The organism is Agromyces sp. H66, assembly GCF_004959775.1.
Classification (GTDB): domain Bacteria; phylum Actinomycetota; class Actinomycetes; order Actinomycetales; family Microbacteriaceae; genus Agromyces.
This window is the reverse complement of sequence record NZ_SJZG01000001.1, coordinates 163,275-178,290: the sequence shown is the minus strand read 5'-3', so window position 1 is coordinate 178,290 and position 15,016 is coordinate 163,275. Positions and strand designations below refer to the sequence as shown.

At 69.6% G+C, this 15,016-nt stretch carries 13 protein-coding genes; 10 read left to right on the top strand and 3 right to left on the bottom strand.

What is annotated here, in order from left to right:
* The first annotated feature begins 560 nt into the window (after positions 1-560).
* The 3 genes from EZM51_RS00905 to EZM51_RS21185 all read left to right on the top strand — a co-directional run bounded on the left by EZM51_RS00905 (position 561) and on the right by EZM51_RS21185 (position 3,693).
* Positions 561-854, top strand: coding sequence for a helix-turn-helix domain-containing protein (locus EZM51_RS00905; RefSeq protein ID WP_136706199.1), 294 nt, complete (start codon positions 561-563; stop codon positions 852-854).
* Positions 847-2,088: a HipA domain-containing protein gene (locus tag EZM51_RS00900; protein ID WP_136706198.1), complete on the top strand. Its 1,242-nt coding sequence runs from the start codon at positions 847-849 to the stop codon at positions 2,086-2,088. The genes EZM51_RS00905 and EZM51_RS00900 overlap by 8 nt, the downstream gene beginning before the upstream one ends.
* Before the next feature lie 330 nt (positions 2,089-2,418).
* Positions 2,419-3,693 carry an OmpA family protein gene (locus EZM51_RS21185; protein WP_136706197.1) on the top strand — a complete coding sequence of 425 codons (1,275 nt, stop codon included), beginning with the start codon at positions 2,419-2,421 and terminating at the stop codon, positions 3,691-3,693.
* A 256-nt stretch (positions 3,694-3,949) separates the two neighbouring features.
* Here the strand turns inward: EZM51_RS21185 and EZM51_RS00890 are convergent, their stop codons facing one another.
* The 3 genes from EZM51_RS00890 to EZM51_RS00880 all read right to left on the bottom strand — a co-directional run bounded on the left by EZM51_RS00890 (position 3,950) and on the right by EZM51_RS00880 (position 7,425).
* The gene (locus tag EZM51_RS00890; RefSeq protein WP_169053733.1) at positions 3,950-4,681 is read right to left on the bottom strand and encodes an SGNH/GDSL hydrolase family protein; all 732 of its coding nucleotides are present in this window, start codon (positions 4,679-4,681) and stop codon (positions 3,950-3,952) included.
* Positions 4,682-4,862: 181 nt separating this feature from the next.
* On the bottom strand, positions 4,863-5,852 hold the full coding sequence (locus EZM51_RS00885; RefSeq protein WP_169053732.1) for an acyltransferase: 990 nt from the start codon (positions 5,850-5,852) through the stop codon (positions 4,863-4,865).
* Positions 5,853-6,090: 238 nt separating this feature from the next.
* Positions 6,091-7,425 carry an alpha/beta hydrolase gene (locus tag EZM51_RS00880; RefSeq protein WP_248305391.1) on the bottom strand — a complete coding sequence of 445 codons (1,335 nt, stop codon included), beginning with the start codon at positions 7,423-7,425 and terminating at the stop codon, positions 6,091-6,093.
* A gap of 213 nt (positions 7,426-7,638) precedes the next feature.
* On the opposite strand from EZM51_RS00880, the gene EZM51_RS00875 reads away from it, so the two are divergent.
* The 7 genes from EZM51_RS00875 to EZM51_RS00845 are packed head-to-tail and all read left to right on the top strand — an operon-like array spanning position 7,639 to position 15,015.
* Positions 7,639-8,559, top strand: a complete 921-nt coding sequence (locus tag EZM51_RS00875) for a transporter substrate-binding domain-containing protein (RefSeq protein WP_211195772.1) — start codon at positions 7,639-7,641, stop codon at positions 8,557-8,559.
* A 20-nt stretch (positions 8,560-8,579) separates the two neighbouring features.
* Positions 8,580-9,485: an amino acid ABC transporter permease gene (locus tag EZM51_RS00870; protein ID WP_248305390.1), complete on the top strand. Its 906-nt coding sequence runs from the start codon at positions 8,580-8,582 to the stop codon at positions 9,483-9,485.
* Positions 9,485-10,312 (top strand): amino acid ABC transporter ATP-binding protein, encoded by an 828-nt coding sequence (locus tag EZM51_RS00865; RefSeq protein ID WP_248305389.1) that lies wholly within the window; start codon positions 9,485-9,487, stop codon positions 10,310-10,312. Before EZM51_RS00870 ends, EZM51_RS00865 begins: the two co-directional genes overlap by 1 nt.
* Positions 10,309-11,442, top strand: coding sequence for a CapA family protein (locus EZM51_RS00860; RefSeq protein ID WP_136706193.1), 1,134 nt, complete (start codon positions 10,309-10,311; stop codon positions 11,440-11,442). The genes EZM51_RS00865 and EZM51_RS00860 overlap by 4 nt, the downstream gene beginning before the upstream one ends.
* The gene (locus EZM51_RS00855) at positions 11,439-12,674 is read left to right on the top strand and encodes a CoA transferase (protein ID WP_136706192.1); all 1,236 of its coding nucleotides are present in this window, start codon (positions 11,439-11,441) and stop codon (positions 12,672-12,674) included. Before EZM51_RS00860 ends, EZM51_RS00855 begins: the two co-directional genes overlap by 4 nt.
* Positions 12,671-13,768, top strand: coding sequence for a 2-hydroxyacyl-CoA dehydratase family protein (locus EZM51_RS00850; protein ID WP_169053731.1), 1,098 nt, complete (start codon positions 12,671-12,673; stop codon positions 13,766-13,768). The genes EZM51_RS00855 and EZM51_RS00850 overlap by 4 nt, the downstream gene beginning before the upstream one ends.
* A complete protein-coding gene (locus EZM51_RS00845) occupies positions 13,765-15,015 on the top strand; it encodes a 2-hydroxyacyl-CoA dehydratase family protein (RefSeq protein ID WP_136706190.1) in 1,251 nt (416 codons plus the stop codon). Before EZM51_RS00850 ends, EZM51_RS00845 begins: the two co-directional genes overlap by 4 nt.
* Position 15,016 lies beyond the last annotated feature (1 nt).

Sequence of the window (15,016 nt, the reverse complement as noted above, 5' to 3'; positions counted from 1 at the left end):
GCGTGTTCGTGACTCGTGATTCGGCTGGCCGTCGCTTCGGCGGTGTGCCTTTCCCCGGATTTGTCCGATCGTGCGGGAAGCCGCCACCGCAGGGATCGTTGCGCCGCCCGGTCCCCAGGCGGCGTATCCGACTCCGACGCCCAGCACGACGGTGACTGCGACGGATGGGATGCGCTGCGGCCGAGGGAGATACGCGTAGGCTTGGAGGGTTCCGACGCTGAGACCGAACACAGCGGCCAGGAGAAGAGCGAGCACCTGGTCAGGCTAGCCGGTCCGATTGACTACGAAATCGCCACGGGGTCGTCGGGCAGCGGCGAGCGGCCGAGGCGCGGCACCAACGCCACTCCAAGGCCCGCGCGGACGAGCTCGAGGTGGTTCTCGAACTCCAAGACGACGCGACCAGGTGGCGACCGGCATCCGTCAACACGACACCGCGACCCGTCAGCTCGATCAGCGCGACCCGCGTGCCGCGCAGTGAGTACGAAAACGTAGTCGGCGTTGTTGACTGCGAAAATGTAGTCGCATATCATGACTACGAATTCGTAGTGACAGGAGCGTTCATGAGCTACCGCGGCCGCGTCCCCAACGCCGAGACCCTCGGCTTGATGCTGCAACAGGGGCGGCTCGCGCGCGGGCTGAGCCAGCGCGAGTTCGCCGCCGAGCTCGGGCTCACGCAGCGCTGGGTCTCCGAGATGGAAGCCGGCAAGCCGGGCAAGCTCACGGAGCGGCTTTTCGCGATGCTCGACGCGACGGGCGTGCGACTGTACGCCGAGCTCGACGAGCCGAGCCGCGACCGCGACCGCGACCGCGACCGCGGCCATGCTCGCGACATCGAGGAGCCGCGCGATGCCTGAGCTGACCGTCGAGCTGTACGGGGAGGAGGTCGGCCGCCTGGCCGGCGCCGACTGGCGACGCTTCGACTTCGAGGCATCCGGCCCTGCCATCGAACGGTTCGGGCTGGGCAGCACCCAGCTGTCGACATCCGTGCCGCTCGTGCCGTTCGGGAACCGATCGCACGTCGCGCGGCGCCGCAACTTCTTCGCCGAGCTGCTCCCCGAGGGCGACCTGCTCGCCGATCTCGCCGCGCAGGCGCGCTTGCCCGAGTACGACGTGCTCGGGCTGCTCGCCCACTACGGCAGGGATGTCGCGGGCGCCCTGCAGATCTACGATCCGGCCGCACCAGGCGAGCCGCGCACGCCGTTCACGAGTCCGATCGACGACGCCGGCATTCGCCGGCTGCTCCAGAGCCCCGCCGCACTCCCCCTCGGCAACGACCGCGCTACCGGCAAGACGTCGCTCAACGGCGTGCAGCCCAAGGTCGTGCTCGCACGCATCGACAACGGATGGCACCGGGTGCACGACGGCTTCCCCTCGACGCACATTCTCAAGCCCGAGGTTGCGCGCTACCCGACGATGATCTTCGACGAAGAGTACGGCGCACGCATCGCCCGCGCGCTCGGCCTCATCGAGTACGACACGTGGATCCAGGAGTTCGGCGACATCCGCGCCCTCGTCATCGAACGGTACGACCGGGCAGCGGATGCCCCGACCGCGCGGGTGCACCAGGAGGATATGTGCCAGGCGCTCGGCATCCCACGCACGCAGAAGTACCAGGAGCAGGGCGGGGCTGCGTCGCTCGACCGGTTCCATGCGCTCGTGCGGTCGCACGCGGGCTCCGCCGCCTCGGTCGAGCGGCTGGCGCGGATGGTCGTGCTCGCCGTCGCGATCGGCAATGTCGACCTGCACGCCAAGAACCTCGCGCTGTTGCATCCGTTCGACGCGCCGGCGACCCTCGCGCCCGCCTACGACACCGTGCCGCTGCGCCACCAGCCGAACGTCGGGCGGATGGCGTTCGCGGTGAACGGCGAGTACCGGCACGCCGACCTCACGATCGACGACCTCGAGGCGCAGCTCGGATCGTGGTCGGCCGCGGCGGGCGGGGTGGTGCGACCGACGCTGGAGCGGATCGCTGAGGTCATCGAATCGGCGACGCCTCATCCGTCGGCGTACCCGGGTCTGCGACGCGAGATCGGCGGCTTCGTGTCGAACTTGCTCGCCGGTGCACGGGTCGGTACGCCGGCCGCCTGATCACGCCGACGAGGAGCACACCGAGATAGTCGTCAAGATGCAGCGGCCGGGCATCGAGGTGGTTGTCGACGCGACCAGGCGGCGCTGCGCCGCGTCGCCGGATGGCTCAGCCGCGCGCGCGTCGCTGCCCGAAAGGTTTCGTGCTCGCGCACGGATGACTGCCCCGGGATACCGGCGCCACGCCCAGGCGCAGTGCGACGGTGAAGTGACCGCCTGCGAGGCCCTTCCATGCTGCTGCGAACCGACCGACCGTCGACCGAGACCGGATCCGTCTCACTCGGCACCCGTGCGACCACAATGCGTGGGCCGCGGCCGGTCCCCGAGCAACCGGTGCTGCACCGAAGCCGGCCCCCGTTCGCGTCGCTCCCCCGCACGTCGCTCCTGGCGTTGCAGCGCACGGCGGGCAACGCCGCGGTGGCCGCCGACGTCGCCGCGCGTCTCAGCACTCCCGTCACCCGCGTGCAGCGGACCGCTTCGAATGCGCCCGGTGCCTGCCCGTGCGACGCCGAGGATGCGTCCGCGGAGGTCGAGCTCGACACGCCGACGGCCCAGCGCCAGACCACCGATGCCGGTGCCGCCGCGATCCAGCGCAGCCGAGCTGTCGGGAACCCGGGCTTGGTGGTGCAGCGGACGACGGTCGGCCCGATCCTCGACGAGTACTTCTCGCCGTTCTCCTCACCGCGGGTCTGGGTCATGGAGGAGTCCGACCCCTACACGGTCCTCGTCCGCAGATGGCAGCCGGTGATCGATGGACAGGCGTGGCTCCTGACCCACCTCGAGCAGAACACGGCGGACTGGGCCGCCCGGCACCGCACGACACCGGGATGGCGCCCCGGCATGACGGGCCATGACCCGGCCGCAGCGATGAACTCCGTACCGAGCCCTCCCGGCACCGACCCGGTGACCTGCCGCAATGCGTTCGTGCCGTATCTCGCCGGGGAGGCCGTGCGCCGCGCCCCGCTGCCGATCCCGGGTGTGCCTCCGTTCCCGCGTGAGTTGCTCCCCCGGATCGAGACGTGGGAACTGCATACGTGCGCGATCGGGTCGTTCGTGCTGCGCGCGACGCTCGACGCGATCGACGAGGCCGCCGGGACCGCGACGGTGAACATCTGGATGCAGAACGAGATGAGCCGAGCGTCGTTCGGGAGGTTCGCCGACAGGGCGGTGCTGAGCGGTCAGGAGACCCAGTACATGTGGTGGCACTGGCGCGTGCAGCACAGATGGGTGCCCGCGCCTCCACCTCCTCCGCCGCCACCGACGCCGGCACCACCCCTTCCGCTGTCGGGTGACCTGTTGTTCGACTTCGACTCGGCCGTCGTGCGGCCCGAGGCCCGGTCCGCGTTGGTCGCCACACTGCCGTCGCTGCGGGTGAGCCCCTCGACGAATGTCGTGGGGCACACGGATTCAGTCGGGACCGACGAGTACAACCAGCGGCTCTCGGAGCAACGGGCGCGTGCCGTGATTGCCACACTCGTTGCGGAGGATCGATCGCTCGCAGGCCGGCTCCACGCGGCCGGGCGCGGTGAGTCGCAGCCGATCGACACCAATGACACGCCGGAGGGCCGCCGGCGCAACCGTCGCGTCGAACTGCTCCCGACGCCGTGATCTTCAGACCCGCGGGAGCGGTCGGGCTTGCGCGGTGCCTACGGCCCGGGGATCGTTGACGGCCGCGGCATCCGTCATCGGCTCGTCCAGATGCACGCCGGACGCAGCGCCGATCGATCCGCGACTTGGCTGCGCCGTGGATGGTCGGGTGAGCCGACGTGTCGCGGGTCAGCGGCGATCGCGGTCTCGAGGTCTGCGCGGTTCATGCGGCACGGGCGCGGTCGATGGCGGCGAGGCGCTCGGCTTCGGTCATGCGTCATCCGTCTCTCAGCGCTTCGGCGATCGCCTCGCCGAGCACTCGCGAGCCCTCCTCTGACGGGTGGATGCCGTCGGAGGTCATCCCGTCCTGGTACCTGCCGTCGGCGTCGCGAAGCCCGGCCGACGCGTCGACGAACCGCCACCCGCGCGCGCTCGCCAGCTCCTCGAGGCACTGGTTGAGCTCGAGGGCCCCTTCCGGGTAGGCGGCCATCGGCGGGACCGACACCACGACGACGTCCGCGATCCCGACGGTCTGGACGATCCGGTCGAGGTTCGCCGTCGTCTCGGCGAACGGGACGGCGAGGGCGTAGTCGTTGGTGCCCGCCAGCAGCACGAGCGTCTCAGCGTCGACTGGCGTCACCGACTCCGCCATGGCCGCCGTCGTCGCACCCCACTCGGCCCAGCCGCCGGCGAACGCGAACCCTTCCTCACACACGTACGTGACCCAGGACACCGGGTCGATCTCTCCCGCGGCGAAGTCGGGGCTCTCGGCGTGGGTGATCGAGTCGCCGACGACCGCGAAGGCCGGCCCGTCGGCTGACGAGTCGCATGACGCCGGGCGCGCCGACGCCGAGGCCGTCGAGCCCGGACTCGACGTCGACGCTGAGTCGGGCGACGGCGACGTGCCGGGCGCGCAGCCCGTGAACACGAGGCACGCCGTGGCCGCGATCACGATTGCGGCGAGCGCAGGCGACCGCCGCCTCCCCGTACGGTCAGCGTTCATCGACATGCAGGACCCCTGCCATTCACTCGGATGCATCGCCCGATGCGGACCCGGACCGGACCGCCGCTCCGAATCTAGGAGCGATGGCACCGACCCGGAAGGGGTACCACGGGTTTCACCGATATCCGGCGGTCGCAGATCCGCGATCGCGCGGTATGCGGGCTGCGAAGCCATTACCAAAGGGTGGCTATCGCTCGGTCGCGCGGACCTTCTCGTCGGTGTAGGGCTCCGGCCGGCGACGGGCGCGAATCGGCGGGAACACGAACAGCACGCTGCCGGAGAGGTACCGTGCGAGGAGGTAGCACCCGCTCAGCATGACCGCGATCACGACGGCGAACATCAGCGGTGCCGGGAACGTCTCACCGATCAGCCGGACCGTGAGGAAGATGAGTGGAACATGGGCGACGTAGAACACGATGGAGCGTTCGCCGACCCACTCGAGCCATCGCACCCGCGGCATCCGCCCCGCGAACCACACCACGGCGGCGACGCCGAGCAGCGACAGCACGAGCGGACGCCAGTGCGCGATCGGAACGTACCCGTTCACGGTGGCGGAGTAGACCGCCCACGCGGACGCGGCGATCAAGGCCGCGCCAGGGACGAACCAGCGGACCCGGAACCACCGGTCGAGCCACCGGGACGCTGCTGCGCCCGCGAAGAAGTAGAGACCGAACCAAAGGGTGTTGTTCACGAACGCGATGTCGGTATGGATCAGCTCCATCGCAATGAACCCGGCGGCGAAGATCACGATGGGGTGCACCCATCTGACGAGCAGCCCGATCGCGTAACACGCGAGCAGCACGCCGAGGTACCAGAGATGCGCCGCGTCACCGAGCCAGAACCACGGATTCGCGGCATCCGCCGGCCAACCGACCAGCAGCAGGATCGCGGACCACACGACAAGCGGCCAAGCGATAGCTCGCAGCTTGCCACCGACGTACATGCCCGTGCGCTTCCGGAGCGAATGATCCAACAGCAGACCCGACAGGAACATCAACATCGGCACCCGATAGACCGACAGGACGTTGAACACCCACTCGACGCCGGCCGGCATCTCAGCATGGGGGATCTCGAACGCATGCCACAAAGCGACGAGCAGCACGGCCGCGCCTCGAAGGGCGTCGATCCAATGCTGCCGCGACTGAACCGGCCACCCCGGGTCCACGCGCTGGGTCACGGGTCGAACACTACCGTGTGGCGGCGGAGTCGCGAGTCGGATCAGATACCAGTCGGCCGCCACGGCGAGACGCTGTGCGCCGACCGTACGTGCCAAGTCATCTCGGAATCACGCTGCCGACGCAAGCCCGCCATTCGCCGACGGGTCGAGTTGCGTCGTATCTCGGGGGCACACGCCCTTGTTATCCACCTCGACCTGCTATGCCGTCGACGTCGACCGGCGCGCGGTCGGATCAACGTCACCGGTTGAACCGGTCGGGGTGGAACGTGATGAACCGGGCGGCACCAAGGTCGAGCGCTTCGGCCGTGCGATTCAGGTGGGTCGCGTTCCAGCCGTCGCCCCACCGTCCGGTCTCGAGGCGTTCGAGCAGCAGGTTCGCTGCGGCGACGGTTTCGGCTGCGGTGAAGTTGCAGTGTCCCGCCGAGGCGACGTACGTCTGACGCAGCAGCGAGGCGTTCCCGGCCTTCGTGACTCGCTCTTCGTATGCGCTCTGCTGCGCGACGGTCGAGATCTGGTCGCCGACGGCGTTGAGCGTGACCGTCGGAACCGAGATCTCGCCGGTGAACTCGTACGCGGCAGCGAATCGCTCGACCGCCTCGGGGTCGGCGTCGATTCGCTCGGCCGCGTTGACGGTGGCGAGATCCGCCTCGAGCGAGAGCCCCGCCTCCTCGTACAGTTCCGCGACGACCTGACGCGCCTGCGGTGACGCCTTCTGGAGCTGCTCGGCGTAGTCGATCCCCGTGTTCCACGACGTCAGGCCGCCGAAGACCTGGCCGATCGTGCGGCGGCTGCTCATCGCCTGCCCGATGTACGGGAGCGGATCGCCGGCGAGCGCTCCGAACCAGGCCTGCTCGTACGTCACGGCGTCAGCCGGATCGGGGTCGGCAATCGCACGCGACCACGCCGGAAGCTGCCCGATCGCGGAGGCCAGGGCGATACGGGCACGCCCCTCGGGGGTCTGCTGCGCCTCGGTGAGGAAGGAGATCCAAGCGTTCTGGGCCCCCGGCACGTCGGCCGGAATGTCGACGACGGGCAGCGTGCCCGCGGGGTCCAGCAGCTCGGAGAGCACGAACACGGTGTCGAGCTTCTGGTTCCATTGCGACACGGTGCCCGACAGCCCGCCGCACGCGGCGACGACGCCGTCAATGCGGTCGGGATGCAGTTCACCCGTGGCCGCGGCGATGAAGCCGCCCATCGAGTTGCCCATCGCGATCGCCTGACGAGGTTCGCCGACGACCTCGGCGAACGCGTCGAGCGCCTCGATCTGGTTGGCGATGGCGCCGCCGATGTTCCAGCCGGTGACCGACCGGGTGGTGCCGCCGTACGCGGCGCCGTCGTCGATGAGCGCCTGCTTCGCCGCGTTCACGGGGCCCGCGGCGAAATCGAGGTCGACGAAGACGGTGCCGTCCCAATCATCGGGAACGACGAAGCGGTACGGGGTGGTATCGGCGAGGATGCCGTCGATGACGCGATCCACACCATCGTCGGCAACAGCGGGCGTTGCCGTGACGACGCATGCGGCGACGGCGACCGAGGCGATCGCCGCATCCCTGAGACGGTGACGTGCGGGCATGGAGAACTCCCTTGTTCGAACGTGCGTATCCGTTACGTGCGGCCGTTGCGAGCCAATTCGACTGTGGCACCGCTCAGCGAAAGTATCAACCCGGTTGATAACATTTCTGCAAATTCGGCTGCGCGGACTTGCCGGGAAAAATATCATCCAGCATGATATTTTCTGGTTGCACGATCCCCGTGCCCTTGCGCTCACAATGATGTGGAGAACGATATGAAGCTCAGCAAGTTCGGAATGGCGACCGTCGCCGGCGTGGCCGCGCTGCTGCTCGCCGCCTGCTCGTCGCCGTCCGGCGACGCCGCCACGGGCGACGCCGACCCGGTCGACGAGAGCGGCGTCAACACCGACGCTCCGGCATACGACCTGCTCCCTGAGGCCATCAAGGACGCCGGCAAGATCACCATCGCCGGAGACACCCACCCGCCGTACCGCACGATCGAGGAGAACGGTGACATCACCGGCATCGACCCCGACATCCAGGCCGCACTGGCGGAGCAGCTCGGCGTCCCGTTCGAGATCAGCACGGCATCGGGCCTCGACGCCATGCTCACCGGCATGCTGTCGGGTCGCTACGACGCGTTCAACGGCCCCGTTCGAACGACCGCGGAGCGCGAGGCCGACTTCGACGCGGTGGTGTGGATGACCACGCGCACGTCGTACCTCTACCTCAGCGATCGCGAAGACGAGCTCGGCGACCCCGAAGCACTCTGCGGCGCTCGGGTCGCCGGCGTCACCGGATCGGTCACCGAGAGCCAGCTCGCGCGATACACCGAGTGGTGCACCGCAGAGGGCCTGCCCGCTCCCGAGTTCATCGGACTCGAGGACACGAACGCGACCTTCCTGGCGCTGAACTCCGACCGCGCCGACTACGCGGGCACGACGCAGACCGCCGCGATCGACCTCCAGTCGGCGGAGCCCGACACGTACGAGTACCTCGTGCAGTCCGAGGAGCAGGGTGCGGGAATCGACCTGCTGGCGATGTTCATGCCCAAGGGCAACGAGCTCGCGCCGGCGATGCTCGCGGCCTTCGAGGGCATCTTCGAGAACGGCGAGTACGAGCGGGTCATGACCGAATGGAATCTGACGGATGTCACGGTCGATGAGCCGTTGCTGAACCCGATGACCGAAGGCTGAACATGACGGAGGCGCCCCTGATGACCAACGCACCAGTCGTTCCGGCGACCGCTGCCATCGACGTCGCAACCGCACGCCGTCGGATCCGCCCCGCCCGCATCATCGGCGGCACGCTGATCCTGATCGTCGTGCTGAGCGTGATCTGGTTCCTCGTGAGCAACGAGCGCTTCGAGTGGGACGTCGTGGCCGAGTACCTGTTCAACCCGAGCGTGCTGCTCGGGCTGGGCATGAGCCTCGTGCTCACGGTCGTATGCATGGTGCTCGGCTCGATCCTCGGCACGATGCTCGCAGCCGGTCAACTCTCCGACTTCTGGCCGGTGAAGGCGGCATCCATCGCCTTCGTCGGGGTCTTCAGGGGCATCCCTCCGCTCGTCCAGCTCATCTTCTGGTTCAATCTCGCCTACCTGCTGCCTCGGATCACGGTCGGCGTGCCGTTCGGTCCCGAGTTCTTCAGCTGGAGCACGAACGACCTGATCACGCCGCTCACGGCCGCGATCATCGGCCTGTCGCTCCACGAGGCCGCGTACATGGCCGAGATCGTCCGAGCCGGCATGCTGTCGGTCGACCAGGGGCAGCACGATGCGGCATCCGCCATGGGCTTCAGCCGCTGGCACACCTTCAGCCGCATCGTGCTGCCCCAGGCCATGCGCGTGATCATCCCGCCCACGGGATCGCAGGTGATCGCCCTGCTCAAGGGCACGTCGCTCGTGAGCGTGATCGCGATGGGCGACCTCCTGCACGCCGTGCAGGTGATATACAACCGCACCTACGAGGTCGTGCCGATGCTCATCGTCGCCGTCATCTGGTACCTCGTCGTCGTCACGGTGCTCACGCTCATCCAGCGACGCGTGGAGCAGCACTTCGGCCGCGGGGCCGCCCGCGACGGCATGCGACGACCCGCCCGCCGAGCGAAGGAGGCGAACTGATGCACGAGGCATCCGGAATGATCGCGTTGCCCGACACCGAGAAGCCGCCCGTGCTCGAGGTCACCGGCCTGCGCAAGCACTTCGGTGACCAGGTCGCGCTCGACGGCGTCGACCTGAAGGTCTACGAGGGCGAGGTCGTCGCCGTGCTCGGGCCGTCGGGTTCGGGCAAGTCCACGCTCGTGCGATGCATCGACCAGCTCGAATCCATCGACGGCGGCGCGATGTTCCTCGACGGCGAGCTGCTCGGCTACGAGCAGAGCCACGGCCACCTCCGCCCGCTCGCCGACGCGGCGCGAAAGCGCCAGCAGCGCCGCATGAGCATGGTGTTCCAGCAGTTCAACCTCTTCCCCCACTGGACGGTGCTGCGCAACATCACCGAGGCGCCCATGGTCGTGCACGGGGCCACCCCGGCCGAGGCGCGTGAGCGCGCCATGGAGCTGCTCCGCCGGGTGGGCCTGGAGGACAAAGCGAACGCCTACCCCCGGCACCTCTCGGGCGGCCAGCAACAGCGCGTCGCGATCGCGCGGAGTGCGGCCGTGGATCCGCGCATCCTGCTCTTCGACGAGCCGACCAGCTCACTCGACCCCGAGCTCGTCGATGAGGTGCTGCAGACGATCAAGAAGCTCGCCTCGACGGGGCGCACCATGGTCGTCGTGACGCACGAGCTGGAGTTCGCGCGGAACGTCGCCGACCGATGCGTGTTCATGGCGGCCGGTCGCGTCATCGAAGACCGACCTGCCGAGGACTTCTTCGAGGATCCGCGATCCGAACGGCTTCGGACGTTCCTCGCGAGGTCCAGCCGATCCCCTCGCGAGGTGAGCGGATGACCGTCGTCTACGCGACGGGAGACCTGGTGCTCGAGCGCACCGACAGCACGCAGTTGTTCACCTCCGTTTCGGCTGTGCTCTCCCAGGCGGATGTCGCGATCGGTCACCTCGAGGTGCCGCACACCGATGCCACCATCACGATGTCGACGGATGTCCCGGCGCTGCCGGCGCCGCCGAGTGCGCTCGACGGCGTCGCGGCCGCGGGATTCGACGTGCTCACGCTCGCGGGAAACCACGTGTTCGACTTCGGGGGCGAGGGCATCGCCGACACCCGCGCGCACTGCCTCGCTCGCGGGTTGGCCGTGACCGGCGCTGGCGCGAACCTCGAGGAGGCGTGGGAGCCGGCCGTGGTCGAGCACGACGGCCGCAGGATCGTCGTGCTGAGCGTCAACTGCGTCGGGCCGCGCGAATCCTGGGCCGGCAGCGACAAGCCGGGATGCGCCTACGTCGAGGTCGTGACCCATTACGAACCGCGGGGAGCGAACCCCGGCGGCCCGCCGCGCATCTACACGTTCACCGAACCACGCAGCCTGCGCCGGCTCACCGAGGAGATCGGCCGGCACGCGGCATCCGACACCTCCGTCATCGTCGCGCTGCACAAGGGACTCGTGCACCGGCCGATCGACCTCGCCGACTACGAGCGGGAGGTCTCGCATGCGGCGATCGACGCCGGCGCGACGGCGGTCATCGGCCACCACGCGCACATCTGCAAGGGCGTCGAGGTGTACCGGGGCCGACCGATCTTCCATGGCCTGGGCAACTTCGCCACGGTGACGCGCGCGCTGTCGGGCTCCGACGACGACAGCCCCGAGCGCCGCTCGTGGGCCAGGGAGCGGCGAACCCTCTTCGGGTTCGAGCCCGATCCGGCGATGCCGGACTACCCGTTCCACCCCGAGAGCCGCAATACCGCGATCGCCGTGCTGGAGATCGATGAGCGCGGATCGGTCGCGGCATCCGTGATCCCCTGCTGGATCGACGACGATGCTCGCCCGGTTCCGCTCCCTCGAGCGCAGGGCGGCGAGCGCGTCGGGGAGTACCTCCGCGGTATCACCCGCGACGCCGAGTTGACGACCGAATTCGAGTGGGAAGGCGACCGCCTGATCATCCGCGACGAGGAGAACCAGATATGAGCACCGCACCATTGGCCGGCAAGACCGTCATCGACCTGACGACGGCGCTCGCCGGGCCCTACGCCACGCTGCTGCTGGCCGGACTGGGCGCGCGCGTCATCAAGGTCGAGAACCCGTCGCGCGGCGGCGACTCCTCTCGGAACAACTCGCCGTACGTCACGGAGGACGGCCTGAGCGTTCGCCGCACCTCCCCCGACGACATGTCGGTGTCGATGATGCTCCGTGGGCGAGGCAAGGAGTCGATCACCCTCAACCTCAAGCACCCCGAAAGCCGCGAGGTGCTGTTCGACCTGATCCGCGACGCCGACATCGTGGTCGAGAACTACAGCTCGGGGGTCACCAAGCGACTCGGAATCGACTACGACTCCGTGCGCGGCCTCAACGAGAAGCTCGTGTACACCTCGATCAGCGGCTTCGGCGCGACCGACGGTCACAGCGATCGCAAGGTGATGGACACCATCATCCAGGCGCTCAGCGGCGTGATGATGACCGCGGGCGAGCCCGGTGACCCCCCGGTGCGGTTCGGGCTGCCGGTGGGCGACCTCGTCGCACCGCTGTTCGCCGTCATCGGCACGCTCGCCGCGGTGCTGCACGCGGATCGCACCGGCGAAGGCCAGCACGTGGACGTGTCGATGCTCGGCGCCCTCACCTCCCTGGTGGCATGCGAGCCGTTCGACGCGCTCGAATCCATCGGCTTCCCCCTGCGCACCGGCGCCTACGTGCCGCGACTCGCGCCGTTCGGGACCTTCCGCACGAGCGACGGCTGGATCGCGATCTGCGCTCCGACCGACCAGTTCGCGAGCGGGGTGCTGCGTGCGATCGGCCGTGAGGACCTCCTCGCCACCGACGACTTCGGCACCCGTGACGCACGCGTCTTCAATGCCGACCGCCTGCACGGGCTCATCGCCGGCTGGGCGGCGGAGCGCTCAGGCGAGGAGGCGCTTGCGGCACTCGAGGCCGAGGGCGCCCCGGCCGCGCCGGTGCGCTCGACGGCCGAGGCCGTGCGGGATCCGCAGGTCACCCAGCGCGGTGAGGTCGTGCCCCTGGTGCATCCGAAGTTCGGGCACTTCGACGGGCTGTACGGCTCGGGGCTGCCGATGGTGTTCTCGAGGAGCGACGTCACGCTCGCCAAGCCCGCGCCCGGACTCGGTGAGCACACCGATGCCGTGCTGCGCGCCGCGGGATTCGACGACGCGCGGATCGAGGAGCTGCGCGCGGAAGGGGTGCTGTGAGCGCCTCTGTGCCTGGGCCGGCTGCACCGCGCACGGCGACGCCGCGCGTCGGGGTGATCGGTGCGGATGTCCCTCGTCAGCTGGTGCTCGCCGCGGGCGCGACACCCGTGCGCATCTTCGGGAGCTGGTCGCAGCCGTACTCGTCGGAGGCGGCAGAGCTCCTCGGTGCGGTCGATGCCGTCGCGGCCCGGATCCTCGACGAGGTGCTCTCGGGGGCGCATGACGACCTCGCGGGGCTCGTCGTGTGCAACGACTCGGCCGCAGACCTCCGGATCTTCTACGTGCTCCGGATCCTGTCGGAGCGAGGCCGGGTGCCGTTCCCCGTGCACCTGCTCGACGCGCCGCGCGACGGCGGTGCCCCGCGCGACCGGTTCGTCGGGCGCCAGTACGACCGTCTGGTCGCGTTCTGCGAATCGCTCACCGGCGAGCGCATCGACGCCGCCGGCCTGAGACTCGCCGCCCGACGGGAACGCGAACTCGGCCGGGCCCTGACGGCGCTGCGTGCCCGCCGCCGCGCTCGCGAGTGCAGCGGTGCTGCGGCACTCCACGCGTACGTCGCCGCCGCGACCCTGCCGCCCGAGCACGCGATGGCGATCGTGGATGACGCGGCCTCGGCCGACGCGCGCGACGGTGAGCCCGTGTTCGTCACCGGCAGCGCGCACCCCGAGGCATCCGTCTACCGCGTGATCGAGGCGGCCGGACTCGTCGTGGTCGGCGAAGACCATGACACCGCAGATGCGGCCTGGATCGGCGACGCCGTCGACACCGGTGACCGCGACGAGGCGGTCGGGCGGCTCGCGCAACGCCATGCCGCTCGCCCGCCGCTCGCCGCACGCTCACGCACCCGCGAACGCGCGGCCGAACTCGAACGGCGTCTCGCGGAAACGGATGCCTCGGGGGTGCTCGCCCTGGTGCGCGAGCTCGATGACGGCCCGGTGTGGGACCTTCCCGGGCAGCGCGCCGTCGCCGAGCGACGTGGGCTGCCCATCGCGTCGCGCGCTCGCATCGCGCCCGAAGCCGCGCTGGTCGAGGCCGAAGAGGTCGCGTCGGCACTCGCCGGCGAGCTCGCCGCCGCGGGGCAGGTGACGCGATGACCACCGATCGATTGGGTTCCGCCGTCGCGGCAACGAGACATCAGAAGGACTGGTTCGCGCAGACCACCGAGCGCGCCCGTTCCGGCGAGCCGATCGCGCTCGTGAACGCGGATGCCCCGCACGAGATCCTTCGCGCCCTCGACATCCCCTACGTGGTGACGCAGTGGTGGTCGTCGATCATCGCGGCCAAGCAGGCCGGCCCCGCGGCCATGGAGCGACTCGTCGCCCGAGGCCTTCCCGACTTCAGCCTCCAGTACGACGCGATGCCGCTTGGCGAGCAGGACCTGCCCGCCGAGCAGCGCCCGTGGGGCGGACTCCCGGCACCGGACTTCGCGATCGCCGAACGCAGCGGGGATGTCACGCAGAAGATCTTCGAGCAGTGGGGCGAGCGCCCCGGCACCGAGACGTTCCTGCTCTCCCGCACGGGCGCGGACCCGGTTCCCGCCCGGTGGTGGGAGCTGGTGCCGCGCGACTGGGAGACCGCATTCGGCACCGACCGGCTCGACCTGCTGCAGGCCGAACTCGAGGAGCTGGTCGCGTGGCTGGAGGAGCGCACCGGCCGCCGATTCGATACCGGCCGCCTGGCCGAGATCATGGCCCTCGGCAACGAGCAGGCCGAGTGGAACCGCCGCACTCGCGACCTCATCGCGACCGCGCGCCCGACCCCGGTGATGGTGAACGACACGATGCCCGCGGTCATGGTGCCGCAGTGGCACCGGGGCACCCAGTGGGCCGTCGATGCGGCGCGTTCCCTGTACGAGGATGTCGCAGCTCGCGTCGAGGCGGGCCACGCCGTGTGCACCGGCGAGCGGCGACGGCTCATGTGGATCGGACGCGGGCTCTGGACCGACCTCGCCATGTACCGGCGATTCCACGATGAGTTCGGTGCCGTGTTCGTGTGGTCGATGTACCTCGCGATCGCCGCAGACGGCTACCCGCGGTACGGCGACGACCCGATGCGCGCGCTCGCCGCGCGGTTCGTCGGATTCACCGACCAGCTGTACGTTCCCCCGTGGTCATCCGACTGGTACGTCAAGGAAGCGCTCGGGCATGGTGTCGATGGCGTCGTGCACCTCGTCGCCGACGACACCCCGGGGCCCGGGTTCATCACCGAGGCGCTGGAGGCGGCCGGCATCCCCGTGCTGGAAATCCGGGCGAACAACTCGGACGCACGGTCGGTGCGAGCCGCCCGCATTCCCGAGCGCATCGCCGAGTTCCTGAGCGCGCGCGTGCCCGAGCGAAGCTGAC

Bases quoted from the DNA above. Each gene is read 5' to 3' on its own strand.
- EZM51_RS00860 (WP_136706193.1), top strand. From the start codon at position 10,309: ATGACCGTCGTCTACGCGACGGGAGACCTGGTGCTCGAGCGCACCGAC.
- EZM51_RS00865 (WP_248305389.1), top strand. From the start codon at position 9,485: ATGCACGAGGCATCCGGAATGATCGCGTTGCCCGACACCGAGAAGCCG.
- EZM51_RS00880 (WP_248305391.1), bottom strand. From the start codon at position 7,425: ATGCCCGCACGTCACCGTCTCAGGGATGCGGCGATCGCCTCGGTCGCC.
- EZM51_RS00890 (WP_169053733.1), bottom strand. From the start codon at position 4,681: ATGTCGATGAACGCTGACCGTACGGGGAGGCGGCGGTCGCCTGCGCTC.
- EZM51_RS00845 (WP_136706190.1), top strand. From the start codon at position 13,765: ATGACCACCGATCGATTGGGTTCCGCCGTCGCGGCAACGAGACATCAG.
- EZM51_RS00905 (WP_136706199.1), top strand. From the start codon at position 561: ATGAGCTACCGCGGCCGCGTCCCCAACGCCGAGACCCTCGGCTTGATG.
- EZM51_RS00900 (WP_136706198.1), top strand. From the start codon at position 847: ATGCCTGAGCTGACCGTCGAGCTGTACGGGGAGGAGGTCGGCCGCCTG.
- EZM51_RS00875 (WP_211195772.1), top strand. From the start codon at position 7,639: ATGAAGCTCAGCAAGTTCGGAATGGCGACCGTCGCCGGCGTGGCCGCG.
- EZM51_RS00870 (WP_248305390.1), top strand. From the start codon at position 8,580: ATGACCAACGCACCAGTCGTTCCGGCGACCGCTGCCATCGACGTCGCA.
- EZM51_RS00855 (WP_136706192.1), top strand. From the start codon at position 11,439: ATGAGCACCGCACCATTGGCCGGCAAGACCGTCATCGACCTGACGACG.